The organism is Staphylococcus sp. MI 10-1553 (assembly GCF_010365305.1).
Lineage (GTDB): Bacteria > Bacillota > Bacilli > Staphylococcales > Staphylococcaceae > Staphylococcus.
The window spans coordinates 2,215,665-2,241,777 of sequence record NZ_CP048279.1; the positions used below are offsets into that span (position 1 = coordinate 2,215,665).

Annotated in this window: 25 protein-coding genes; 8 read left to right on the forward strand and 17 right to left on the reverse strand. The window is 38.5% G+C overall.

The annotated features are described in order from the left end of the window. Nucleotides 1-48: 48 nt before the first annotated feature. The 5 genes from GZH82_RS10425 to GZH82_RS10445 form a co-directional block, all read right to left on the reverse strand. A complete protein-coding gene (locus tag GZH82_RS10425; RefSeq protein WP_162682426.1) occupies nt 49-1,185 on the reverse strand; it encodes a M20 peptidase aminoacylase family protein in 1,137 nt (378 codons plus the stop codon). Between the two features lies 1 nt (nt 1,186). Continuing rightward, entirely contained in the window at nt 1,187-2,377 is a 1,191-nt protein-coding gene (locus GZH82_RS10430) for a SulP family inorganic anion transporter (protein ID WP_238989561.1), read from the reverse strand. Between the two features lie 598 nt (nt 2,378-2,975). Then, on the reverse strand, nt 2,976-4,223 hold the full coding sequence (gene hutI, locus GZH82_RS10435; protein ID WP_162682428.1) for an imidazolonepropionase: 1,248 nt from the start codon (nt 4,221-4,223) through the stop codon (nt 2,976-2,978). Next, the gene (hutU, locus tag GZH82_RS10440; RefSeq protein WP_162683045.1) at nt 4,220-5,884 is read right to left on the reverse strand and encodes a urocanate hydratase; all 1,665 of its coding nucleotides are present in this window, start codon (nt 5,882-5,884) and stop codon (nt 4,220-4,222) included. The genes hutI and hutU overlap by 4 nt, the downstream gene beginning before the upstream one ends. A 21-nt stretch (nt 5,885-5,905) precedes the next feature. Continuing rightward, complete coding sequence (locus GZH82_RS10445) at nt 5,906-7,210, reverse strand: YjiH family protein (RefSeq protein ID WP_162682429.1); 1,305 nt, start codon at nt 7,208-7,210, stop codon at nt 5,906-5,908. 199 nt (nt 7,211-7,409) lie between these two features. On the opposite strand from GZH82_RS10445, the gene GZH82_RS10450 reads away from it, so the two are divergent. Next, complete coding sequence (locus GZH82_RS10450) at nt 7,410-8,291, forward strand: LysR family transcriptional regulator (RefSeq protein WP_162683046.1); 882 nt, start codon at nt 7,410-7,412, stop codon at nt 8,289-8,291. Nucleotides 8,292-9,102: 811 nt separating this feature from the next. Beyond that, on the forward strand, nt 9,103-9,195 hold the full coding sequence (locus GZH82_RS14640; RefSeq protein WP_238989562.1) for a hypothetical protein: 93 nt from the start codon (nt 9,103-9,105) through the stop codon (nt 9,193-9,195). Between the two features lie 163 nt (nt 9,196-9,358). On the opposite strand, the gene lepB (GZH82_RS10460) is transcribed toward GZH82_RS14640, so the two are convergent. From lepB (GZH82_RS10460) to GZH82_RS10470, 3 genes are all read right to left on the reverse strand, one after another. Next, nucleotides 9,359-9,937 carry a signal peptidase I gene (gene lepB, locus GZH82_RS10460; RefSeq protein ID WP_162682430.1) on the reverse strand — a complete coding sequence of 193 codons (579 nt, stop codon included), beginning with the start codon at nt 9,935-9,937 and terminating at the stop codon, nt 9,359-9,361. 18 nt (nt 9,938-9,955) lie between these two features. Further along, a complete protein-coding gene (gene lepB / locus GZH82_RS10465) occupies nt 9,956-10,456 on the reverse strand; it encodes a signal peptidase I (RefSeq protein WP_162683048.1) in 501 nt (166 codons plus the stop codon). A gap of 281 nt (nt 10,457-10,737) precedes the next feature. Further along, on the reverse strand, nt 10,738-12,069 hold the full coding sequence (locus GZH82_RS10470; RefSeq protein ID WP_162682431.1) for a glucose-6-phosphate isomerase: 1,332 nt from the start codon (nt 12,067-12,069) through the stop codon (nt 10,738-10,740). 191 nt (nt 12,070-12,260) lie between these two features. Here GZH82_RS10470 and GZH82_RS10475 point away from each other — a divergent pair, with 191 nt between their 5' ends. The 3 genes from GZH82_RS10475 to GZH82_RS10485 all read left to right on the forward strand — a co-directional run bounded on the left by GZH82_RS10475 (nt 12,261) and on the right by GZH82_RS10485 (nt 16,037). Further along, nucleotides 12,261-13,463 (forward strand): argininosuccinate synthase, encoded by a 1,203-nt coding sequence (locus tag GZH82_RS10475; RefSeq protein ID WP_162682432.1) that lies wholly within the window; start codon nt 12,261-12,263, stop codon nt 13,461-13,463. Then, on the forward strand, nt 13,456-14,847 hold the full coding sequence (gene argH, locus GZH82_RS10480; RefSeq protein ID WP_162682433.1) for an argininosuccinate lyase: 1,392 nt from the start codon (nt 13,456-13,458) through the stop codon (nt 14,845-14,847). The genes GZH82_RS10475 and argH overlap by 8 nt, the downstream gene beginning before the upstream one ends. Nucleotides 14,848-15,098: 251 nt before the next feature. After that, nucleotides 15,099-16,037, forward strand: coding sequence for a glycerophosphodiester phosphodiesterase (locus GZH82_RS10485; RefSeq protein WP_162682434.1), 939 nt, complete (start codon nt 15,099-15,101; stop codon nt 16,035-16,037). Between the two features lie 113 nt (nt 16,038-16,150). On the opposite strand, the gene GZH82_RS13965 is transcribed toward GZH82_RS10485, so the two are convergent. From GZH82_RS13965 to pruA, 4 genes are all read right to left on the reverse strand, one after another. Further along, nucleotides 16,151-16,309, reverse strand: a complete 159-nt coding sequence (locus GZH82_RS13965) for a hypothetical protein (RefSeq protein WP_203232806.1) — start codon at nt 16,307-16,309, stop codon at nt 16,151-16,153. Nucleotides 16,310-16,411: 102 nt separating this feature from the next. After that, a complete protein-coding gene (locus GZH82_RS10490; RefSeq protein WP_014614403.1) occupies nt 16,412-17,656 on the reverse strand; it encodes a Glu/Leu/Phe/Val family dehydrogenase in 1,245 nt (414 codons plus the stop codon). Between the two features lie 106 nt (nt 17,657-17,762). After that, the gene (locus GZH82_RS10495) at nt 17,763-18,962 is read right to left on the reverse strand and encodes an ornithine--oxo-acid transaminase (RefSeq protein ID WP_162682435.1); all 1,200 of its coding nucleotides are present in this window, start codon (nt 18,960-18,962) and stop codon (nt 17,763-17,765) included. A 175-nt stretch (nt 18,963-19,137) separates the two neighbouring features. After that, nucleotides 19,138-20,682 carry an L-glutamate gamma-semialdehyde dehydrogenase gene (pruA, locus tag GZH82_RS10500; RefSeq protein WP_162682436.1) on the reverse strand — a complete coding sequence of 515 codons (1,545 nt, stop codon included), beginning with the start codon at nt 20,680-20,682 and terminating at the stop codon, nt 19,138-19,140. Nucleotides 20,683-21,089: 407 nt separating this feature from the next. Between pruA and ygs the strand changes: the two genes are divergently transcribed. Then, on the forward strand, nt 21,090-21,479 hold the full coding sequence (gene ygs, locus GZH82_RS10505) for a S1 domain-containing post-transcriptional regulator Ygs (RefSeq protein WP_162682437.1): 390 nt from the start codon (nt 21,090-21,092) through the stop codon (nt 21,477-21,479). Nucleotides 21,480-21,987: 508 nt separating this feature from the next. On the opposite strand, the gene GZH82_RS10510 is transcribed toward ygs, so the two are convergent. Next, the gene (locus tag GZH82_RS10510; RefSeq protein ID WP_162682438.1) at nt 21,988-22,293 is read right to left on the reverse strand and encodes a hypothetical protein; all 306 of its coding nucleotides are present in this window, start codon (nt 22,291-22,293) and stop codon (nt 21,988-21,990) included. Nucleotides 22,294-22,865: 572 nt separating this feature from the next. Between GZH82_RS10510 and GZH82_RS10515 the strand changes: the two genes are divergently transcribed. Next, on the forward strand, nt 22,866-23,066 hold the full coding sequence (locus GZH82_RS10515) for a cold-shock protein (protein ID WP_014614408.1): 201 nt from the start codon (nt 22,866-22,868) through the stop codon (nt 23,064-23,066). A gap of 70 nt (nt 23,067-23,136) precedes the next feature. Here GZH82_RS10515 and GZH82_RS10520 read toward each other — a convergent pair whose 3' ends face one another. The 4 genes from GZH82_RS10520 to GZH82_RS10535 all read right to left on the reverse strand — a co-directional run bounded on the left by GZH82_RS10520 (nt 23,137) and on the right by GZH82_RS10535 (nt 25,651). Continuing rightward, the gene (locus GZH82_RS10520) at nt 23,137-23,403 is read right to left on the reverse strand and encodes an FmdB family zinc ribbon protein (RefSeq protein WP_162682439.1); all 267 of its coding nucleotides are present in this window, start codon (nt 23,401-23,403) and stop codon (nt 23,137-23,139) included. Beyond that, nucleotides 23,403-24,593, reverse strand: a complete 1,191-nt coding sequence (gene fmdA / locus GZH82_RS10525; RefSeq protein ID WP_162682440.1) for a formamidase — start codon at nt 24,591-24,593, stop codon at nt 23,403-23,405. The genes GZH82_RS10520 and fmdA overlap by 1 nt, the downstream gene beginning before the upstream one ends. Before the next feature lie 182 nt (nt 24,594-24,775). Next, nucleotides 24,776-25,036 (reverse strand): DUF1871 family protein, encoded by a 261-nt coding sequence (locus GZH82_RS10530; RefSeq protein WP_162682441.1) that lies wholly within the window; start codon nt 25,034-25,036, stop codon nt 24,776-24,778. 21 nt (nt 25,037-25,057) lie between these two features. Beyond that, complete coding sequence (locus tag GZH82_RS10535; protein WP_014614412.1) at nt 25,058-25,651, reverse strand: peptidylprolyl isomerase; 594 nt, start codon at nt 25,649-25,651, stop codon at nt 25,058-25,060. A 73-nt stretch (nt 25,652-25,724) separates the two neighbouring features. Between GZH82_RS10535 and GZH82_RS10540 the strand changes: the two genes are divergently transcribed. Continuing rightward, nucleotides 25,725-26,105, forward strand: a complete 381-nt coding sequence (locus GZH82_RS10540) for a kinase-associated lipoprotein B (protein WP_162682442.1) — start codon at nt 25,725-25,727, stop codon at nt 26,103-26,105. The last annotated feature ends 8 nt before the right edge of the window (nt 26,106-26,113 follow it).

A 26,113-nucleotide genomic window follows, 5' to 3' on the forward strand; every position in this document is an offset into this window, starting at 1 on the left:
GAAAAATTGAATTTTACTGTTAAACAATACATGAAAACCGTGTGACCGTCAACGTCTTAAATGTTCGTCCCATAAACGCTGGATGAACGCAATAAAATAGTCAGGCACTTTATCTAAAATTTGTTCATTCGGCTGGAATTTTTCGTGGTGAAGTGGATATTCACTGTCTGAGCCAATCATCGCAAAATGAACAGGTGCCACGGCTTGATATCCTGAGAAGTCTTCACCTATCGTCAGTGCACGCGGTAACACTTCTGTTTCATAACCGACTGATTGTGCCACTTCCAATGCCATATTTTGTAACTTTTCATCATTGACGACAGAGGCAGTTAAACGGTGATAATCCAAATCAATCTTCACATTAAACTGTTTTTCTAATCCTTCACAAATTTGTGTCATTCTTTCTTCAACTTGGTCACGAATTTCTGCTTTAAAACTGCGAACTGTCCCTTCTACCATCGCTTCTTGAGGGATGACATTCCACGTGTGACCACTATGAATTTGACCTACCGTCACAACCGCTTCATCATAAGGGGCAATGTTACGACTCACAATCGTTTGTATGCTTAAAATAAGTTGTCCTAACACGATTTGCGGGTCTACCGAATCTTGGGGCATTGCTGCATGTGCGCCTCGACCTTGAATACGAATGTTGAAACGATCTACATTTGATGTTAAATGCCCGGATTTTGCACGCCATTCACCGACTTTTATAGTTGGTGCATTGTGGAAACCAAGAATCGCTAACGCCCCATCTAATGCGCCTGTTTGAACGACAGCAGGTGCCCCATCACCTGTTTCTTCAGCAGATTGGAAGATAATACGGACGCGTCCTGTTAATTCTGATTCCATCTCTTTCAATTTCACTGCTGTACCGAGAATAGACGCCATATGAATATCATGACCACAGGCGTGCATCACATTGTCATTTTGTGATTGATACGCTAAGTTTGTTTTTTCATTAATTGGTAGCGCATCAATGTCTGAACGAATCGCAATCATATCTTCTCCTTCACCTACTTCTGCGATTAGTCCGACTTTTAATGGTAAATCGAGTATTCGAATATCGTAACTTTCTAAAATTTCTCGTAACCGTGCTGTTGTTTGAAATTCCTCATTTGAAAGTTCTGGATTTTGATGAAACCATCTTCTCCATTCAATCAATTGTTTTAAATCAGCTGCCATGCTAATCCCTTCCTTTTCGATATTTTTTTCGATATTTTTGAATCCGTTGATAACTATAATAAGTCGCTGTGCCTACGAGTACCCCGAGCGCTAAATTACGTGCGATGACAATCAATAAAAAAGTAATGAGCATAATCATGAATTCTGTCCAACGTCGCTCGACAATATACCTCAACGTTTGACGGTCAAAAGTGTTCATCGAAATACGTGTCAATACGATAGCTAACACGACCATCGGAATACTGCCGACCAGGGGACTTAATAAAATTAAAAATAACAACATCACGATACCTGCTGCCAAAGTTGAAAGTCGTGATGTTGCCCCTAATTCGAGATTATATTTAGACTGTCCCACTAACGCACTTCCCGCAAGCCCTCCAAATAAACAAATGATGAGATTCGTGAAGCCCTGACCGAATGATTCACGATTGAGACTGCTAGAGGTTGCTGTTCGTTGATCGACCATTCGCGCTGTTAAACTCGTTTGAATCGTTGCGACAATCGCTAACATTAAGCCAAAAATGAAAAGTTCTACTACCATCCATCCTGTTAAATCAACTTGAGGTAACCCGAGCGTCGGCATTTCGAAATGAATATGCGCTAAATCTTGAACATTAATTAAATCGACATGAAACATTTTAGCCGCTATTGATAAAACTACAATCATGATAAGTGCAGCAGGGATACGCTCCGTTATATAAGGAATTAAAAATATCATGACTAAGCTGAGCGTTGCAAATAGGTACGTCCACAGATTGTGACCAAAAATATGTTTCAGTTGCGAGGTAAATAATAAATAAGCTAACGCATTCATAAATCCCACGACGACCGGCACTGGAATTTTATGTATCGCTTTATCCACACGACAAAATGCGAATAAGATTTGAAATATGCCCATGACGAGCATCGCTGCAATGAGCATCTGTTGGCCGTACATTGAGGTGATTAACACAGCGACAATGGAGACCCCACTACTCGGTGCAGAAACCATTAATGTGCGTGATCCAAAAAAACTGATTCCGATGAGCATGAGTGCGGTACTGAATATGCCGACTGTCGGGCTGACGCCAGCGATGAATGAAAATGCGATAGCACCTGGCATCATAGCTAAAGCGACAAGTAAGCCTGCCGTGATGTTTTGGAAAGTGTGTCCTCTCCAGCTTGTGAGGTAATTTTGGATTGTGTGATTCATCTCCATTCCCCCCGACTCCCCTTTTATTTCATTATATTATATCAAAGCAATCGGGATTTGTTGATTATTTTAGGTTTTGCGTGATGGTTTTGTTTCATAATACATACTGTCACATAAAAATAAACATGCTAGGATTGCTTATACCATTCTCCCGTTCCCAGAGACTTGCCTCAACTCAATTTGGCTTGAATGGAGTGTTCACGAAATGGAAGCCAAATTGGATTATGGGAGCTGTACAGAAATCTCATGTGCAACAAAGATTTCGTCGTACTGCCCCCCCGCAAGGCTAACTAGGCTTCTTAAAAGCTTGAATAGGCGCATTGAGAAGCCAGACAGCTACTGCGATAAACAGTAGCCACTATTAAAATGAAAAGTAAAGATTTCGGTCAACCTCTTTCTCTCAGGCGTCTTGCACGGTTTCGACAATCGTATCATTACAGTATTGTTACCCATACTACTAAACACTTCTCGCTTTTTAGGAATTAGGCCGGGTCGATTCTGTTCATATCATTTTAAACGAGTAGTCCTGCATTACACAAAAAGATGAAGCGGATTGCAACCTCCTATTCAAGGTGCTTATCCGCTTTGTTTATAGTAATTATGCTTGTGTTAATAATTGTGGTTGACGGTCAACGATGACACGTCCGTTTTGAATGACTTTTTCAACATGGTTTACCCCGTAATGATACGGAATGTATTCATGGTTGGGTGCACGCCAAATGACGATATTCGCATCATCACCTTTGTTAATCGTACCGGCATCCACATCAATGGCTTTTGCTGCATTGATTGTGACTGCATTCCAAATTTCGGCTGGTGATAGTTTTAATTTTAATGATGCAATCGCCATAACCATTTGTAAATTGTTTGTTACACAGCTACCTGGGTTGTAGTCTGTCGCAATTGCAATGGCACCGTTATTGTCTAACATGCCTCGAGCATCTGCATAACTTTCTTTGTCCAAGTAGAACGTTGTCCCCGGTAATAATACCGCCACAGTATCAGAATCTTTTAAGTTGGCTTTGTCTTTATCACTTGAAGCAACGAGGTGATCTGCAGAAATAGCATCTTCCTCAATCGCTAACCCTAAACCACCGAGCGGATCGATTTCGTCTGCATGAATTTTCACTCTTAAGCCAAGTCCTTTCGCTGCTTCCATATAACGTTTCGATTCTTCTAACGTAAATACACCTGTCTCACAGAAAATATCTGCAAAGTCTGCGTATTTTTTCGCTTCTGGCAATAAATCAATCATCTCTTGTAAGAAGTCTGCTTGTGACGATGCTTCTTTTGGAATCGCGTGTGGGCCTAAAAATGTATGACGCATTTTCAAACCATATTTTTCTTCTAAACGTTTAGATACACGCAATTGTTTTAATTCATTTTCTTTGTTTAAGCCGTAACCACTTTTACTTTCTACAGCTAATACACCGTGATGCATCATCGTTAATAAATCATATTCAGCCTTTTTAAATAGTTCATCTTCAGTCGCTTGGCGTGTCGCTTCTACCGTTGATAAAATACCGCCACCTGATTCAAGTATTTCTAAATATGATTTGCCTTGACGTTTTAACGCCATTTCGTGTTCGCGTGAGCCTCCGTGAACTAAATGTGTGTGTGCGTCTACCAGTGCCGGTGAAACAACGCGGTCAGAGGCATCGATTGTTTCATGCGCTTCGTAGTCTTCAGTATAAGACCCTGCATAAACAATTTTCCCTTCATGTACCACGACCGTACCGTGCTTTACAACATTTAATTCATCTAAATCTTTACCTTTTAAAGGGCGATCTGTCGTTACTGGTAAAATCAATTCTTTAATATTTTGAATCAGTAAATCATAAGTCATTCTGTTTCTACCTCCTTAGTGATCATAGGAATATCAACGCCACGAGTTTTAGCAGTTTCAATCGCTTTTTCATAACCCGCATCTGCATGTCGCACTACACCCATACCCGGATCTGTCGTTAATACACGTCCTAATCTTCTGTCTGCGCGTTCTGAACCGTCAGCAACCACCACCATGCCTGCGTGTAGTGAATAGCCCATACCTACACCGCCACCATGGTGTACTGAAATCCATGAACCTCCTGCTGCAGTGTTAATTAATGCATTTAAAATTGCCCAGTCCCCTACAGCATCTGAACCATCTAACATCGCCTCAGTTTCACGGTTTGGTGATGCAACTGAACCTGAATCTAAATGGTCACGTCCGATAACGATTGGTGCAGAAATTTCGCCATTACGTACAAGCTCATTTAACGCTAAACCCATTTTTGCACGTTCGCCATAACCAAGCCATGCAATTCTCGATGGGAGCCCTTGGAATGCAATTTTTTCACTTGCCATATCTAACCAGCGCATTAATTTTTCATCTTCTGGGAATAATTCACGCATTAATTGGTCTGCACGTTCAATATCTTTAGGATCTCCAGATAATGCTGCAAAACGGAATGGTCCTTTACCTTCACAGAATAATGGACGAATGTATGCTGGTACGAAACCAGGGAAATCAAATGCATTTTCTAAACCTTCATCAAATGCGACTTGACGGATATTGTTACCATAGTCGAATGCAACCGCACCATTTTTTTGGAATTGTAACATCGCTTCAACATGTTTTTTCATAGATTGTTTTGATAATGCCACATAGCGCGTTGGATCACTTTCTCTTAATACAGCCGCTTCTTCTAAACTATACCCTTCAGGCACGTAACCGTTAAGTGGGTCATGTGCGGATGTTTGGTCCGTCACGATATCAATTTTGAAGCCACGTTTTAAAATTTCATGGTGGACTTCCGCCGCATTACCGACTAATCCGATTGCAATGGCACGCCCTTCTTTTTTCGCTTTTTCTGCTTGTTCTAACGCTTCATCTAATGAATGTGTAATCGTGTCACAATAACGTGTGTCAATACGTTTTTGAATACGTGTCGGGTCTACATCTACGCCAATAACGACACCGCCATTCATCGTTACAGCAAGCGGTTGTGCACCACCCATACCGCCTAATCCCGCAGTTAATGTAATTGTGCCTTTTAACGAGCCATTGAAATGTTGATTCGCTAATTCCGCAAAAGTTTCGTACGTACCTTGGACAATCCCTTGTGAACCAATGTAAATCCAACTACCCGCTGTCATTTGGCCGTACATCATTAAGCCCTTTTTATCCAATTCATGGAAATGATCCCAAGTTGCCCATTTCGGTACGAGCACAGAGTTCGATAAAAGCACACGTGGCGCTTCTTCATGCGTTTTAAATACAGCAACAGGTTTACCAGATTGCACTAACATCGTCTCATCATTTTCTAAGCGACGTAATGTATCCACAATCGCATCAAATGCTTCCCAGTTACGTGCTGCCTTACCGATGCCACCATAAACGACAAGACGTTCAGGATGCTCAGCCACTTCTGGATCTAAGTTGTTGTATAACATTCGTAATACTGCTTCTTGTTCCCAACCTTTACATTCGATTTCTAAACCTTTTTTTGCTTGAATATTTCTCACCATAAGACTTCTCCCTTTCATTTAAAAAATAATTAGACTTAACGGAATTGTAATTAATAATGTTAATGTCACACGCACAAACCAAATCAATAACAATTGCCAAATCGGAACTTTAATTTCTGTAGCTAAAATACACGGTACAAGTGCTGAAAAGAAAATAATCGCTGATACACTCGTAATTGCCACTACAAATTTAACTTCAATTGTTGCTTTAACGACAAGTAACGATGGTAAAAACATTTCAATGACCGATATTGCAGACGCCTTTGCTAACAACGCTTTTTCTGCAATCGGGAAAATATAAATAAATGGATAGAAAATGTAACTCAGTATGTCAATGACCGGTGTAAAGTTCGCTAACAACAAACCGATAAAACCAATCGATAAAATTGACGGTAATATCGCGACTGTCATTTCGAGCCCTTCAGCAAAATGTGTCCACATATTTTTAAACAATGGTGTCGCTTGATGTGATTGTCTTTTCACTGCGAGCCATGCTTGTTGAATACGTGTACCTCCTTCTTTAGGTTTTGCTGGTGGTTGTTGATTGTTATAGTACGCTTTCGACGCTTTTGAAATCGGTGGCAAATACGTCGAAATGGCTGTCACAACGAATGTGATGACTAAACAGCTCCAGAAATACAAATTCCAATGTGCCATTAAATCAAGCGTACGTGCTACGATGACCATAAATGTTGCCGATACTGTCGAAAACCCTGTCGCAATGATTAATGCTTCTCGGTAGTTGTATACACCTTGTTTGTATACGCGATTCGTAATTAACAGACCGAGTGAATAACTCCCTACAAATGAAGCGACCGCATCAATCGCGGATTCACCTGGTGTATTAAACACTTTGCGCATGATGGGTTGCATTAACACCCCGATAAACTCCAACAGGCCATAACCGACTAACAATGATAAAGCGATGGCACCAACTGGAATTAAAATGCTCAATGGCAACATTAATTTATCGAACAAAAACGGTCCATATTGTGCTTCAAACAAAATTTTAGGTCCGATATGAAACACATACATGACGCCAATCATAGCCCCTAAAACTTTAGCCAAAACAATCACAAAATCCGTCTTCGTTTTCCGATAATCTTTACGATAGATGGGTAAGATTGCGCCAATTAAAATCATGACTAAAGCAATATAAGGCATCACACTTTTGAGACCTGCGCGTATTGCTAAATGAACATGGTCGACAATAATCGTTTGTACCCCGTTAATATGAAAAGGCACAAAGAAACAAATCACACCTATCAAACTCAAAACCCAAAAACGCCACATCTGGTTACCCTTAACAGCTTGATGTTTCATCCCAACATTTCTCCCCCTTTGAATTGTGAACCCTACACAAAATAACGGCCTCTCCCCTTAACCTTGCTTTAATTCTCATTATTCTGTCATTTAATCATGCGCTGTCACTTACTAACTCTATTGTAATATGCTAAGCTATTAATAACCAATATAAATAAACTAATCACTTATAACTTCAAACTATAATAAGGAGGCCATGATGAAAGTTATACAGTTGGAATACTTTATCGAAATCGTACATCAAAATAGCTTCACAAAAGCTGCGCAAGCCTTACACATTAGCCAACCTTCATTGACCGCAACGATTAAAAAAATGGAACGAGATTTAGGCTATAAACTGTTAAAAAGAACGACGAAAGAAATTTCAATTACCGAAAAAGGCATTCAGTTTTATAACGAAGCAGTTGAACTTGTGAAACATTATCATCAATCCATTGAAAAAATGTATGATTTGAAAATGAGTCAAACACCTAAAATTAAAATGGCAATCATTGAATCCACTGCACGTTGGGTTTCAACTGTCGTACAAACCCATCAGAATGCCCATCCAGAGCAACATTATCAAATCACTGAAATACTAGACCCTAACCAATTAGCACAAAAATTGATTAACTTTGATATTCACTTAGGCTTATCAAACGATCAAATTCGTCACGACGGGATTATCTCACTCCCGTTATATCAAGAAGATTATGTCGTTCTCACGCCACAGAACGCCTTTGGAAATCAAAAGTCAGTGTTGATTAAAAACTTGCCACTCATCGTCCCTAACCGTGGCTATCAAGTTCGTAAACATATCGATGACTATTTTACACGATTAGATGAACGTCCCCATATCATCATGGAAGTGGACCGTTTTGAAACGGCGACCAATTTTGTACACCAAGGTATGGGCTATGCAGTCATTCCACAAATGTATTATCAGTCATACTCAACATTTCAACTGAGCACGATTAAAATTCGTCCTAACATTAAAAGAACGATTTACCTGAATTACTCAAAGAAGCGTGAATACAATCAACACGTCTTTGATTTAGTCGATGCATGTTGTCAATATTGGAACGTAGCAAGAAAAGACTAAAATAGTGTGATAGAGGAAATTTTATTCAGAAAAATATGTGCGGAATAATAAGTTGGTGCGCGATACGTACATATGAGGAGAAGGAGGTATCATCATAGTTCTTTACTCCCCCTTGATATGGAGACATTTGCTTATGTTTCGAGTGTCATCACACATTAAGGGCGATGAAGCACACCCAGATTGCTAAAACCGAGCAAGACGCCTGAGGGAAAGAGGTTGACCGAAGTCTTCACTTTTCATTTTAAGAGTGGCTACTGTTTATCTGTTTATCGCAGTAGCTGACTGTGACTTCTCAATGCTCTCGTTTTTGAGAAGCCTAGTCAGCCTTGCAGGGCAATCTTTGTCACAAATAAGATTTCTGTACAGCTCCCATAATCCCATTCGGCTTCCATCTCGTGTACACTTCAATTAAGCCGAAATGAGTTGATGGTTCAGCTCATCTTAAAATTGACAAAACAACAACTTAAAAAGCTCATTAAGCAGCACAATAACTGCCCAAAAAACATATCTTGAAAATCTAACTATCAAGCTTGTCGAATGGGCTCAAAACACTTATATTACTGTTCACGAAGAGCACACACCTGTCGAAGAAATCAAAAACATTACTGAAGATTTATTTCGACTCATTGATAGAAAAAAGAAATATGTCGCTAAATTTAAAGCTTTGTATGCTGACCCAAAATTATATCAGGTTTTATTGAGTATCAATGGTGTTGGAGAACAGAATGCGGCTTTACTGACAGGAGCGTGAGGAAATATTAATCGCTTTGAGACGAATAAGCAACTCAATGCTTTTGTAGCCAACGATATCGTGAGGTATGAATCAGGAATGTTTTATAAAAAAGACCGCATTAATCGGCGTGGCAGAAGTGTAACATGGAAGATACTCTATCAATATGACTAAACAACTCAACATTCTCCTACATATTCAGTATAGCACCTAAAAAATTTTATCCTCATATCATCTAAAAAAAGCCAGGAAAACGTAATGGTCTCCCAGCTTTTGTTCTTATCTTATTTATTCAATCGCTACATGATGTCTGATCATCATGCGCTATGATTCATTATTACTCTTGCGTATCTGTATGATCTGGATTGAAGTTGATTTTAAATTCACTCAATGGCCAGAATCTAAATGCGACTTTCCCTACTATTTGATCTTTATCAATAAGACCAAAAGCACGGCTATCTTTACTCACTTCACGGTTGTCACCTAACACGAGATATTTATCTTTAGGTATTTGTTCCTCACCGTTGCTACCTGGTAAGTCTTTAGAATCAAATGAACCTGTAATTTGTTCATATGTTTTATGTTTAAGATTATAATCTAAATATGGTTCATCTACTTTTTTACCATTTAAGTAGAGTTGATCATTTTTATAAACGACATGATCGCCTGGTTTACCGATAATACGTTTTACATAGTCATTCGTTTCATCTGCATGGAAGACAATGACATTACCATTATCTAAATGACCTAAAGTTTTTCCTATTTTGTTAACGATAACCCTTTCTCCATCTTTTAATGTAGGGTCCATGGAATCACCTTTAATATTATACGGTTTAATGACAAATGCATACAATAGACCTACAATCAATAATGCTAATCCTATAGACAGCAACCATTCCATTGTCTCTTTTTTCACAGTTTTACACCTCTTATTTTAAAAATGAGTCGTTATTCTATCAAAAGGATAATAACGTATCCATAACTTACCTTCAATATTTGATTTCTTAATGAGACCAAACTTTCGAGAATCTACGCCATCATCACGACGATCGTTCAATATTAAATACGTGTTTGGAGGAATGATGTCACTTTCTGAATTCGGCAGTGATTTCAATGACCATGACTTCTGATCTTGTTGATTCACATACGATTCAGTCACAGACGTATGGTCCAAATACAATTGACCTTTTTGAAATTCAACTGATTGACCCGGTTCTCCAATCACGCGCCCAACACGATATTGACCATCCGCATAGTAGACAACAATATCTTGATGATGAATCCCATTGTAGCGTGGTGCGAGTTTATTCACCAACAGCCGATCATGGGCTTGAAGTGTCGTGTCCATATTTTGATGCTTTACTTCATATGGTATCACAACAAACAATACGATGACGGCTAAAACTACCAATGCGCCTATTAGAGCGAATGTCATCTTTATCAGAAACTTCAAATTTGCACTCCCAATCATATCAATTTCATCATAACAAATTTTATCTTATCATAATTTCTCTTAAAACGTTAACTTTTACATTTGAATCATACACTTCATTAGATTGCTTAAGATTTTCAACCGTTCACTTTTAACTAATATGGGATTATCATACGCGCCCTGGCAGAAATAGGACACTGACTCAACGCGCGCAATAAAAAAGACTGACAAGACGTATGCCTCATCAGCCTTTCTTTTATATTCCAATCAAAAGCAATCTCGAATTATAGACGTGCTTCTAAATCTTTTTTCTTATCTTCAAATCCAGGTTTACCTAATAATGCAAACATGTTTTGTTTATATGCTTCTACACCTGGTTGGTTGAATGGGTTCACACCTAATTGGTAACCACTCATTGCTACTGCTAATTCAAAGAAGTAAACAACATAACCGTAAGTTTCAGCGTCTAAACGAGGTAATTTAACAACCATGTTAGGAACGCCACCGTCAGTATGCGCAAGTAAAGTACCTTCGAATGCTTTTGTGTTCACTTCATCTACTGTTTTACCTGCTAAGTAGTTTAAGCCATCTAAGTCATCCGCATCTTCTTCAATTGTAATATCGTGTTTAGGATTTTCTACTTTTAATACTGTTTCAATTAAGAAACGACGACCTTCTTGTACATATTGACCTAATGAGTGTAAGTCAGTTGTAAAGTTGGCACTTGAAGGATAAATCCCTTTTAAGTCTTTACCTTCTGATTCGCCAAATAATTGTTTCCACCATTCATTGAAGTATTGTAATGATGGTTCGTAGTTGATTAACATTTCTGTAGTGTAACCTTTGTTGTAAAGGATGTTACGAATTGATGCGTATTGGTATGCAATGTTTGAAGATAAATCGTCAGAAGATAATTCTTCACGTGCTTTTGCTGCACCGCCCATCATTGCATCGATATCAATACCTGCTACAGCGATTGGTAATAAACCTACTGCAGTTAATACTGAGAAACGACCACCGACATCATCAGGTACTACGAATGTTTCGTAACCTTCATTTGTCGCAAGTTGTTTCAATGCACCTTTAGCTTGGTCAGTTGTTGCAAAAATACGTTTAACTGCTTCTTCTTTACCATATTTCTCTTCTAATAATTTTTTGAAAATACGGAACGCAACTGCAGGTTCAGTTGTTGTACCAGATTTTGAAATCACGTTAACTGAATAGTCTTTATCTGCTAAATAGTCGATAAGTGATTGTAAATATGATGATGATAAATGGTTACCTGCAAAAATAATTTCAGGATATTCACTATCTTTTTTGAATGCTGGTGTCAACATTTCGATTGCTGAACGTGCACCAAGGTACGAACCACCAATACCGATTACGACAAGTACGTCTGAATGTGATTGTACTTGTTTAGCTGCTTCTTTAATACGTGAAAATTCTTCTTTATCGTAATTAACTGGTAGGTCAACCCATCCTAAGAAGTCACTTCCTGCACCTGTACCTTCATGAATTGTACGGTGAATAGCTTTAACAGCATCTTGTTGCTGATCTAATTCGTGTTGACCGAAAAATTTTAAAGCTTTTTGATAATCTAATTGGATATGTGTCATACACTTTTGCCTCCTAATTTAACTTAACGTACTTTCATTTTACTAAGTTGTTTCAACAAATTCAATTGACTTACCCAAGCATATCCGTTGACACGTATTTTTATGAATATTTATTTGACCATTTGCATATAAATTCATTTATGTTATAGTAAAGCTATTCAAATATTAATTTTTTAACAGAGGTGACTAGGATGAAAGATAAAGTGGTTTTAGCATATTCAGGCGGTTTAGATACAAGTGTGGCCGTTAAATGGTTGATCGAACAAGGTTACGACGTCATTGCATGTTGTTTGGATGTTGGTGAAGGAAAAGATTTAGACCTTGTTTATCAAAAAGCACTCGATATGGGAGCAAGTGAGTCTCATGTCATTAATGCAACGAAAGAATTTGCAGAAGATTATGTGGGTTATACAATCAAAGGTAATCTGATGTATGAACAAACGTACCCGCTCGTTTCTGCATTGTCTCGCCCACTCATTTCTAAAAAGTTAGTCGAAATTGCGCATGAAACGAATGCCATTGCTATCGCACATGGTTGTACTGGAAAAGGAAATGACCAAGTACGTTTTGAAGTAGCGATTAAAGCATTAGATCCGAGCCTTAAAGTGATTGCGCCTGTACGTGAATGGGGTTGGAGCCGTGAAGAAGAAATCGATTATGCGAAAACACACAATATCCCTGTCCCTATTGGCAAAGCGTCTCCGTATTCCATCGACCAAAACTTATGGGGCCGCAGCAATGAATGTGGTGTATTAGAAGATCCTTATGTCGCGCCACCAATAGATGCTTATGATTTAACAAATGAATTAGAAGATACACCAGATACGGCTGATGAAATTTTAATCACATTCGAACAAGGGATTCCAACACATATTAACGGTGAGCATTATGCATTAGATGACCTGATTTTGTATTTAAATGAACTTGCTGGAAAACACGGTATTGGTAGAATCGACCATATTGAAAACCGTCTCGTAGGTATTAAATCAAGAGAAGTGTATGAAACACCAGGTGCTGAAGTGATTATCAAAGCACACCAAGCGTTAGAAACCATCACTTTAACAAAAGATGTGGCACATTTTAAACCAATTATTGAGAAACAATTCGCAGAACAAGTGTATAACGGCTTATGGTTCTCACCTTTAACTGATGCTCTTAAAACATTTGTGGATCATACGCAAAAATATGTGACTGGTGATGTACGTGTCAAACTATTTAAAGGTCATGCCATCGTCAATGGTAGAAAATCACCGTACACCCTTTACAATGAAAAATTAGCAACTTATACGAAAGAAGATGCGTTCAACCAACAATCTGCAGTGGGCTTTATCGACATTTATGGTCTACCAACACAAGTGAACGCGATGTTACATGGAGGCTATGCGGATGAGTAAAAAAGCTTGGGGTGGTAGATTTGAAGAGAAACCAGAAGAATGGGTCGATGCTTTTAATGCGTCGATTCACTTTGACAAAACGCTCATTGACGAAGATATTCATGGCAGCATCGCACACGCAACCATGCTCGCACATCAAGCAATTTTAACTGAAGCAGAAAGTGAGTTGATTATCCAAACTTTAAAAGACATTCAACACGACTTTCATGAGGGACAAATCGAATTTCAAACAGCATTAGAAGATATTCATTTGAATGTTGAACACGAATTGATTAAACGTATCGGTCCTGTGGGTGGCAAACTGCATACCGGTCGTAGCCGTAATGACCAAGTTGCAACGGATATGCATTTGTATACGAAAAAAGAAGTGCATACGATAATTGATTACATTCATGCTTTTCAACAAACATTATTACAGCTTGCAGAACAGCATGTAGAAACGATGATGCCTGGCTATACACACCTTCAACGTGCACAACCGATTTCATTTGCGCATCATATCATGACGTATTTTTGGATGCTCGAACGTGACCAGACGCGTTTCAAAGAGTCATTGGCACGTATCGATGTCTCTCCTTTAGGTGCCGCAGCATTGAGTGGGACGACGTATCCGATAGACCGTCATGAAACACAAAAGTTACTCGGTTTTAACGCGTTATATGAAAACAGTATCGATGCCGTGAGTGATCGTGACTATATTGTTGAAACGTTGAACAATATTAACTTAACGATGATTCACCTCTCTCGTTTTGCTGAAGAAATCATTTTCTGGTCATCGGAAGAAGCGAAGTTCATCACATTATCTGACGGTTTTTCAACAGGTTCATCTATTATGCCACAAAAGAAAAATCCTGATATGGCTGAGCTCATTCGGGGTAAAGTCGGACGTACAACGGGCCATCTTGTTGGCCTATTGATGACATTAAAAGGATTGCCGCTCGCTTATAATAAAGATATGCAAGAGGATAAAGAAGGCTTATTTGATGCGATTGAAACTATCAAAGGTTCACTGCGTATCTTTGACGGTATGGTCGCAACGATGACTGTGAACACCGACCGTCTACAAGCAACGGTGCGCCAAGACTTTTCAAATGCGACAGAGTTAGCGGACTATCTCGTAACGAAAGGCATCCCGTTTAGAGAGGCACACGAAATTGTCGGTAAGCTCGTCCTGTGGGCCATTCAACATGGGATGTATTTACTCGACATTCCATTAGAGGTATATCAAGACCATCAACCACAAATCGAAACAGATATTTATCAATATTTACAACCTGATGAAGCGGTCAAACGTCGTAAAAGTTATGGTGCTACAGGTCTAGATGCAGTGCGTCATCAAATCGATGTCGCAAAGACCCATTTAGCACAACATCATTCAAAGTAGTACAATCCAAACATGAGACACGGACAACTGAACGTCCGTGTCTCTTTATTGTAGCATGTTCTCGAGAAAACTCGGAAAGAGGACATCGTTTAACACGCTGATTTATCATTGTTCACATTCGTACATTTTAATTGAATGTATCGCAATCATTTCAAACATAAAGATAAAGTAATCTTTAAATTAAGAGTATTGCCATTTTTCAAATTTTTGACTATGCTGAAAATAACCTATCATACTAAGGAGGCATCAAAATGAAAGCTGCATCACACCTTTTTGCATCAACCGTTTTAATCGGAACACTACTGACTGGTTCAAGTGCACTTGTTGATAGCGCAAATGCCGGTTCACCTCAAAGTAATCCCCATCATCAAGCAACACCCCTATCTTCAAGCCAACACAATGTCTTGAACAAGCCTTATGTTAATATCGGACATCGTGGCGCGAGTGGTTATGCACCAGAACATACTTTTGCGTCTTACGATAAAAGCCTTTATGAAATGCATGCCGATTATTTAGAACTTGATTTACAAATGACTAAAGACGGCCATTTAGTCGCCATGCATGATGATAAAGTGGACCGTACTACAAATGGGACAGGTCGTATCAATCACTATACACTTGCTGAATTGAAACAGTTAGATGCCGGATCATGGTTCAATCAAAAATATCCAAAATACCAAAATCCGCAATATGTCGGCCAACAAGTCCCAACACTTGATGAGATTTTCAGTCGTTATGGCACAAGTGTCAATTATTACATCGAAACGAAATCACCAGATGTTTATCCAGGAATGGAGGAAAAACTGCTACGTCAATTACATCAATATGGTCTCGACTGTAAAAAGAACTTGCGTAACGGTAAAGTTGTCATTCAATCATTTTCAAGAGACAGTCTTAAAAAGGTTCATCACGAAAATCCTCGTATTCCTCTCGTACAATTGTTAAAGAGAGGCGAACTTCCACGACAGTCCGATGCTGATTTGAAAAAAATTCAAAGTTATGCGGTTGGTGTAGGCCCAGATTATCATGATTTAACTGCTCAAAACACACATGCATTATGTCAACAAGGCTTTTATATCCATCCTTATACCGTCAACGATCAAAAAACAATGGCGCGTTTAAATCAATATGGGGTCACAGGCGTCTTCACGAACTATCCAGATTTATATCACGCGTTAATTCAACAATAAAGTATGTTAAGAAGTTTACGATAATTGCTAAAAATATAAAAATAGCCAGTTCTTACACTTATCAATGTATTGACTGGCTATTTGACATTCACGCTATTCAATTTTAATGCATATCACTTATTAGAATGACCTCTATGGATTCCTTTAATGACGTAAATCACGCCAATCAAGATGAACAGTGCTGCAATCAACCATTCGTGCTTCATCGCAAATGTGATGCCTGCTACTGTAAAAATGGTTGCGATAATAAGTGTAAACATACTTCTATTCATTGTTGTTCCCTCCTTGATGTTCGAATTTGGATTTCCGAGTTTTCATGTATAAAAAAGCAGAAACGCACTCTCAGCGTCTCTGCTTATTCATCTCTTTTTCTCTTATGCCCAACCGCGATAACGTGCCGCTTCTGCCGTACGTTTAATACCGACAATGTAGGCTGCTAAACGCATATCAATTTTGCGATTTTCAGATAAAGTATAAATCGTATCGAATGCATTCACTAATTTTTCGCGTAACTTTTCATTCACTTCATCTTCTGTCCAATAATAACCTGTATTATTTTGTACCCATTCAAAGTATGAAACTGTTACACCACCAGCACTTGCAAGCACGTCTGGCACTAATAAAATCCCACGTTCAGTTAAAATTTTTGTTGCTTCAGGCGTTGTTGGTCCGTTAGCTGCTTCTACAACAATTTCAGCTTTAATATCAGCTGCGTTGTCTGCAGTAATTTGGTTCGCAATGGCTGCTGGTACTAAAATATCACAGTCTAATTCAAATAACTCTTTGTTTGAAATCGTATCTTCAAACAAGTTTGTTACCGTACCAAAACTGTCACGACGATCTAATAAATAGTCAATATCCAATCCTTCTGGGTCATGAAGTGCACCGTAAGCATCTGAAATACCTACTATTTTCGCACCTTTATCGTACAAGAATTTCGCTAAGAAGCTCCCTGCATTACCGAAACCTTGAATGACAATACGTGAACCTTCAATTGATTTGCCACGACGTTTTGCAGCTTCTTCGATGGCGATAACGACACCTAATGCTGTTGAGCGGTCACGTCCTTGTGAACCCCCTAATACGATAGGTTTACCTGTAATAAAGCCTGGAGAGTTAAATTCGTCCATTTGGCTATATTCGTCCATCATCCATGCCATAATTTGAGAGTTTGTGAATACGTCTGGCGCTGGAATGTCTTTTGTTGGTCCAACAATTTGTGAAATCGCACGCACATAACCACGAGATAAACGTTCAACCTCATGAATACTCATTTGACGTGGGTCACAAACAATACCACCTTTACCACCGCCGTATGGCAAGTCGACAATACCACATTTTAACGTCATCCACATTGACAATGCTTTAACTTCTTCTTCATCAACATCTGGGTGGAAACGTACCCCACCTTTAGTTGGTCCCACTGCATCGTTATGTTGTGCACGGTAACCTGTAAATGTTTTTACTGTACCATCGTCCATTTTCACTGGAATACGTACTGTCAAAAATCTTAAAGGTTCTTTGATAAGTTCATACATGCCATCATCAAAGCCTAATTTATGCATTGCTTCCTTAATGATGCCTTGCGTTGACGTCACTAAATTATTTTTTTCAGCCATGATCCATTTCGCCTCTTTTTCCTACTATTGTTTTCGCTTACATTCGTATTGTAACATAAGCGTTTTTATTTTAAAGTGGTTTCCGCTCAAATTAAACTTTAACTTTTTACCCCTGTGCAAACACCTTTTTCACTTTTTCAATCGCAAAATCTAACTCTTCTTTCGTGATGACTAATGGGGGGGCAAATCGTATGACTGTATCGTGTGTTTCTTTACATAAAAGCCCTTCATCTTTAAGACGTTCGCAATAAGGACGTGCATCTTCATTTAATTCCACACCGATAAAGAGACCGCGACCACGTACTTCTTTAATGGCCGGGTGATCAATTTCAAGTAATGCATTTTTGAAATATTCACCGAGTTCAAGTGAGCGACCTGGTAAATCTTCATCAACAATAACGTCGAGTGCAGCAAGTGAAGCGGCACATGCTAAAGGATTGCCACCGAAAGTAGAACCGTGTGAACCTGGTGTAAAGACATCAAGTACTTCTTTATCCGCAAGTACAACTGAAATGGGTAATACACCGCCCCCGAGTGCTTTACCTAAAATGTAAACGTCTGGTTTCACATCATCCCAGTCTGTCGCAAATAATTTACCTGTACGACCTAAACCGGCTTGAATTTCGTCTGCAATAAATAACACATTGTGCGCATCACATAATTCGCGCACAGCTTTTAAATAGCCTTCTGGTGGAATGTTAATCCCTGCTTCACCTTGAATCGGCTCAATCAAAACAGCAGCAGTATTTTCATTTATTGCAGCTTTTAAACTTTCAATATTACCAAATTCAACATTTTGAAAACCTTCTAACAGTGGACCATAACCACGTTGATATTCTTTTTCTGAAGAAAGTGATACTGGCGCCATTGTACGTCCGTGGAAGTTACCAACCATCGCAATGATTTCAGCTTCATTCGGTTTAATGCCTTTCACTTCATATGCCCAACGACGTGCAGCTTTTAATGCTGTTTCTACCGCTTCTGCACCTGTATTCATCGGTAAGGCTTTCTCTTTACCTGATAATTTACAGATTTTTTCATACCATTCCCCTAAGTTGTCACTATGGAAAGCACGTGAAACGAGTGTGACACGACCCGCTTGTTCTTTAACAGCTTGAATGATTTTAGGATGACGATGCCCTTGATTGACTGCTGAATATGCAGCTAACATGTCCATGTAACGATTGCCTTCTGGGTCCTTCACCCATACCCCTTCAGCTTCGGCAATAACGATTGGAAGGGGTAAGTAGTTATGCGCCCCATAATGATTCGTTTTTTCAATGATTTCTTCAGATTTTATTACCATGCAATTTCCTCCTTAAATATAATACGCACATCTCTTCACATGAAAGTGTAGGGCAAATCGATTAATAGTATCATCCAATACCTATCATTCAAGTAGTGAACGGTGCTTATAAATGATTTACCCTACATCAGTACAAAAAAATGTGTCCTGTACGTTTCTGTTATTTAATTCATCATTATAGATGTTCTGATACTGAACGACCTTGCATGTGTAATACTAAGTAGTCTGGTCCACCAGCTTTTGAGTCTGTACCTGACATTTTGAAGCCGCCGAATGGTTGGTATCCGACAACTGCACCTGTACAGCCACGGTTGAAGTAAAGGTTGCCAACCATAAAGTCACGACGCGCTTGTTCTAACTTCATACGGTTGTTTGAAATAACTGCACCTGTTAAACCGTATTCTGTATCATTCGCTACATCAATCGCTTCATCAAAGTCTTTAACTTTAGTGAAACCTACGACTGGTCCGAAAATTTCTTCTTGCATTACGCGTGAATTTGGATCTAAATCAGCGAAGATTGTTGGATATACAAAGTTACCGACTTCTTCGTCTGTATTACCACCTGTTACAAGACGACCTTCACCTTTACCAATTTCGATGTAGTTTTTAATTTTATCTAAAGATTTTTGGTCAATGACAGGTCCGACATACGTATCCGGCTCTGCAGCATTACCTACTTTAATTTTCTCTGTTGCTTCTTTAACACGCTCTAGTAATTCATCATAAATGTCTTGATGCGCGATAACACGTGAACATGCTGAACATTTTTGGCCAGAGAAACCGAATGCTGAGTATACAATGGCATCTGTCGCAACTTGTAAATCCGCTTCGTTGTCGACGATGATTGCATCTTTACCACCCATTTCAGCAATGACACGTTTAATATGGTTTTGACCTTCTTGAATGACTGATGCTTTTTGGATAATTTCTTTACCGACTTTTTTAGAACCTGTAAATGAAATGAGACCCACATCTTTGTTTTCAATTAAGAAGTCACCAATTTCACTTGAAGAACCAGGAATCCAGTTCACAACCCCTTTAGGTAAACCGGCTTCTTCTAAAACTTCTATAAATTTATAAGAAATAATAGGTGTATTAGAAGATGGTTTTAACAATACTGTGTTACCTGTTACAAGTGGTGCTGACGTTGTACCCGCCATAATCGCATACGCAAAGTTCCATGGAGAAATAACAACACTTACACCTACAGGCAAGTAATCAAACTGGTTGTATTCACCCGGACGGCTGTTTACATGTTTACCGTCTTTAAGTTCGAGCATTTGACGACCATAATATTCCATAAAGTCAATCGCTTCCGCTGTATCAGCATCTGCCTCTTTCCAAGGTTTACCACCTTCTTTTGAAAGTAATGCAGAGAATTCATGCTTACGTTTACGTGTAATTTCAGCAGCTCTGAATAAAATATTCGCGCGTACTTTTGGATCTACTTTTCTCCAAGTTTTAAACGCTTCTTTCGCTGCATCTAACGCTTGTTGTGCATGTTCTTTCGTTGCTTTTGAAACATATCCGATCGTTTCTTCGCGATTTGAAGGATTGTATACACGTGTTTTATCTTCAGTGAATACGCGTTCTCCACCAATAATTAATGGATAATCTTTCCCGAGTTCACTTTCAACCTTTTCTAATGCACGAAAATAAGCCTCGCGATTTTCCTCTTTCGTAAAATCTGTAAATGGTTCGTGTTGATATGGAATCATTTAAAAATCCTCCTTTGTTTATGATAAGAAAACCCTTACATCTATCATGACATATTCATGACATATTTGTAAAAGAAAACACTATTTGCATCAACCTAAAAGCCGTTCGTGTCACATGCCATGACGTACGCATATGCTCGAATCATTTTGAGTCAATCGATAGTGATTAAGCGCTTTCATTTATAAGCAATTATAGCCTTTTTAACCTTGATTTTGCAATAGTCTTTCGCTTGGAAATAGTGACTTTTACGATACTTTTGTAACAGGTGTGCATATTAACCCTAAGCACTTCACAAGCTATTGTTTGTGAACCCCAAAATATCAATTTCGAATAACGAATAGTTAGGAGTTTCTTTAAAGATGTGCTATGATAAAAATGTTAAAAACTAATCGATAAGGGGTTATGAATGTTGAAAAGACAGTATCGTGTTGGACAACATGTCAAAGTACGCGTGACTGGTATTCAACCCTACGGCGCTTTCGTCGAGACCCCTGACAGTACTGAAGGACTCATTCATATATCCGAAATCATGGATGATTATGTACATAATTTAAAAAAGCTTTTGTCACCAGGTCAAACTGTGAAAGCTAAAATCATCTCGATTGATCACAACGGAAAATTAAATTTATCTCTGAAGGATAATGATTATTTTAAAAATTATGAGCGTAAAAAAGGTAAATATTCAGTATTGGATGAAATTCAGGAAACTGAGAAATATGGGTTTCGAACATTAGAGGAACGTTTGCCATATTGGGTGAAACAGTCCAAAAAGAAGATGAGATATGAGTCTAAATAACGCTTGGGGTCAATGTACAGTTTGTGCATTGGCTTTTTTATTTGAATCTTTGAGGGTTGAGGCTTTGATGTTATATATACAGAGTTCGGTGATACGTCTAAATTGCTAGAGCTGAGCCTTCGCGTTCTTAGGGGCTGCCCTTCAAACATCTCGGACTGCGGTTTGCAATCTTAAGTTGAGCAACTCTTATTCTTAAAAGTAAAACTCAAATAAAAATGGAATGCTTGGATATTTCCTCCAATCGTTATTAACGCCTTATCCGTTTTTTTGAACGTCAGCCTCTTTTTATCTAGTCACTTGAACTATCTCCCTATTCTAAAAAACAGTTGAATAAATTGTGATTTCTAGGAATGGCACATTTTATTTTTAATCAATCACTCCGTTACCAATTGATGAGTTGTGTTCAGTTTTTAAGCCCTTACAAAAATACCATCAATTAAAAAGCACTTAAAATCCCTTATTTACCGACTTTAAGCACCTTGAGTCAGTAGCCAGTTTACAATTAAACTTATTGAACTTTAATGTTTTTTCTATTTTTAGTATGAATCATAAAACCTACGACAATGAAATCAAGGAGGATTAAAACTCCGTACAATACAGCTAAATTTGAAACCGTCCAGTGATATAGGATAGCAATGACGAAGTACACAAGACTTAAAATTATTAACGATTTTCCTGTAATTTGATTCACATAGGCTCTATTTTTAAAAATGAGCAACAATGGATTGTTCCAAAATGTGTTGTTAAATTTCATAAAGAGAACGCCTGTGACAAAAATAAATAGTGACAATAAAATTCCAATTAAAATGTTCATTTGTTTCATCCCTTTTTAGTTAATGTGAAATGTCTTCAAATGTATGACCTCTCACTCATCCGAATCAAATCAATCAGTGCGTCTGTATCATTCAAAAGTGCACTCTCTTGCTATCGACTATATGCTATACTTAAACTTATTTTAGAATATTCTGATATCGATTCAGAAAAGAGTGACTCACAAAAATTTCTCTATATCCTTAATTTAAATATACTCGTGTGATTCCCATTGTCCATGCGATATTGCATGCTTACTAATTTTTTCATCCTGTTATCCCTTTGTTGCAAATCATAAACAAAACCATGTGGATCCTATTGACAAAAGCATTTATTTTCAACTTTTTTTAAATTTTTTCATGCTTACGTGCGCCCGACTTCAAAGGTGTTTTATGCCGCCATTTTCGAGGAATCAAAAATAATAATGCTTTACTTTATTCAAACTAAGGCGTATAGTTAGGATATCGTAATAAAAGAACTTGAATTTAAATGTAGTGTATTTGTTTAGAATATCCTCTTTTTTAATCAATGAATTTATTGCAAATATTTGTGCAAAAGCACGTGGAGGTATTCTATATGAATAACGGTACAGTAAAATGGTTTAACGCAGAAAAAGGTTTTGGCTTTATTGAAAGAGAAAACGGCGACGATGTATTTGTACATTTCTCAGCAATCGTTGGAGATGGCTACAAATCATTAGAAGAAGGTCAAAATGTTGACTTCGATATCGTTGAAGGCGAACGTGGTGCTCAAGCAGCAAACGTTGTTAAAATGTAATCTCATCTTTTAATATAGTGGAGACGAGGAATGGTTCCCCGTCTCTTTTTTTGTGTTATTTTCGATTGTTTTAATGACCTGCCATCCATGGTCGTGTAACTTGTGGTGCTCGCGGTGGCTTTTTAGGCAAGTCTTCTTTTTTAACAAGACGTGGTTGTTGGCCTTTTTCGATACGTTGTTTAACACGACCATCCATTTTGTACGTTTGAAATGGGACAAATTCACGTTTAGCGATTTGCTGACACGACGGACATGGTGCAGTTTCATGTCGCTCTGAAATGCGTTGCCGAATCGTAAACGTACCACAGTTCGTACACGTATAAGAATAATTTGGCATTAGAATTCATCCTTCTTTGGCATGATGCCTGGTTTGAAAATTTCTCGTGGTATGGCGATCGTACAACATGCGTTCGGAACGTCAACAATGCCTGCAACAGTCCCTTGCACAGGTGCTGAGCCGAGTAACATGTAAGCTTGCTCACCTGTAAAGCCCCGTGTTTTTAAAAATTCTATCGCATTCAAACATGCATTGCGATAAGCTGTGTTGGCATCTAAATAGGTTTGCTTTCCTGAAAATTCATTGACCGAAATGCCTTCAAACACAATATAGTCCGAGTAGTTTGGCAACACTGGACTTGGGTTAAACGCTGGATTTTTCTTAATTTGATACTTTTCCATGCCTCCCTTAATCACATTCACTCTCAAATCAATCCATCCCGGCATTTCAATACCACCACAAAAAGTAATTTCACCGTCCCCTTGTGAAAAATGCAAGTCACCTACTGACAATTTAGCCCCTTCAACGTACACCGGAAAATATATTTTTGAACCTTTCGATAAATTTTTAATGTCACAATTGCCACCATTTTCACGTGGCGGTACTGTACGTGCTCCCTCTTGGGCAACACGATCGAACGCTTTTCCTTTTAATGTGCCGAGTACGACCGCATCTTCAGTCGGTAGGTTTGCTAGTGGTGGTTCACGATTCGGATCCGTGTCGACGAGTGCCTGTTCTCTTCTATTCCACTCTGCCAACATGTCATGTGATGGAGCGACACCGATTAACCCCGGATGAATCACACCTGCAAATTCAACACCGGGTACGTGTCGACTTGATGCAAAAATACCATGAAAGTCCCAAATCGATTTCTGTGCATTCGGATAATGATCGACTAAAAAACTTCCGCCATTTGTCTTGTCAAAAATACCGTTAAATCCCCATTCATGTTCTGGAAAGGCACCGACATCTAAAATATCGACGACTAATAAATCGCCTGGCTCGACACCGTTCACATATACAGGTCCACTTAAAACATGGACACGATTAAGATTCACATGTTTAATGTCACTCGGGTCATCATTGTTTGAAATTTGTCCATCTGTCCAGTCTAAACATTCCATGCGAAATGACTCTCCAGGTTCGACTGAAAACGCTGCTGGAATATCTGGGTGCCAACGATTGTGTCCTGGATGTGCTTGTTCATCCATTTTCTTATTCAAATCAATACTCAATAACTTTTTCGGCATGACAATTCCCCCTATCGTTTGGATATGACAGAATCTTCCGTCAATTAAGACTCTTTTACCCACAAAATTAAAAAGTACACTATTTGACTCGTTAAATTGAATTACTTTCTTTAGACACGATTTGCCCTAAAAAGAAAAAGCCGATAAAAACCACTCTCGATTTTTACCGACTTCACTATTTATTAAGAAATACTGCATTCCGCTTGCATGTTGACCGCTTCTGTCGCTTTCACCAAGCAAACGTCATATGGCAACATTTCATCAAAAGAAAATTGATAAATCTGTTGAAACGCTTGTGCAACGGCTTCTGCCTCGCCTATTTGATGTACTGCATCCATCATTTCGTAAACTTCTGCGTCTCCCATTGTTGGGTCATCAAATTGCATAGGATTCCAATCCGCTAAATATTGATACAATCGAATATTCAAATCATGATTTGCCACGTAATGACCTCCATTCATTGATTATTCTTCAATGTCAATCGATTCAATGACAACATCGTACATTGGTTTGTCTTGTGCACCGACCTTAACACTTGCGATATCTTCTAACGTGTCTTCACCTTCAATCAATTGACCGAATACTGTATGTTTTTGATCTAACCAAGGTGTACCGCCTTTTTCTTTGTATGCTTCAGCGATTTCTTTTGGCCAGCCTCCATCAACAAGTTGGTCTACCATTTGTGCCGGAACCTCTTTCATTTGAACGATGAAAAATTGTGAACCATTCGTACCTGGACCTGCATTCGCCATTGATAACGCACCGTATAAGTTAAAAGCATTCATTGAAAACTCATCTTCAAATGGGCCACCGTAAATACTTTCGCCACCCATACCTGTACCAGTTGGGTCGCCACCTTGAATCATAAAATCATTGATTACACGGTGGAACGTAATCCCATCGTAGTAACCTTTTTTAGAAAGCTCGACAAAGTTTTGAACTGTCTTAGGCGCAATCTCAGGGAATAACTTTAATGTCATGTCCCCTTTATTCGTATGCATAATCACTTTAATTTCATTTTCTTGAATTTCTTTCGTTAATTGTGGATAGTTAGTCATTTTTTAATACTCCATTCGTGATAAACTGTTGTATATAACTATTTTAACATATTTGAGAGAGGATGGTATTGACATGCTTTATCGTTTTGCACATAAAACTGGCGTCTATGCTGTAGAGGTCGTAGAAGAAAATGGGGATCACGTATTAGTCAAAGTGCTACAAGTGATTAAACACCCGAAACAAGGCGACCTCCACAATCCAAATGAAGTTGAAGGTGTCTTTTTCCATGAACGAAAAGCGTTAAGCCTATATGAAAAAAGATATACGTCTCCAAGTCGTTTAAAACCATTCGAAGGTGACATTGAAGACTATACAGTGACTTTACAACGTGCAATCACAACACTTGAAAATCAATTACAAGAATCGGATACCCCTTTTGCGCATGCATCCTTAAATTGTTTGGCACAACTTAAAGAAGATTATGCACGCCAATATAAAACAAATTTTTCATAATATCGACG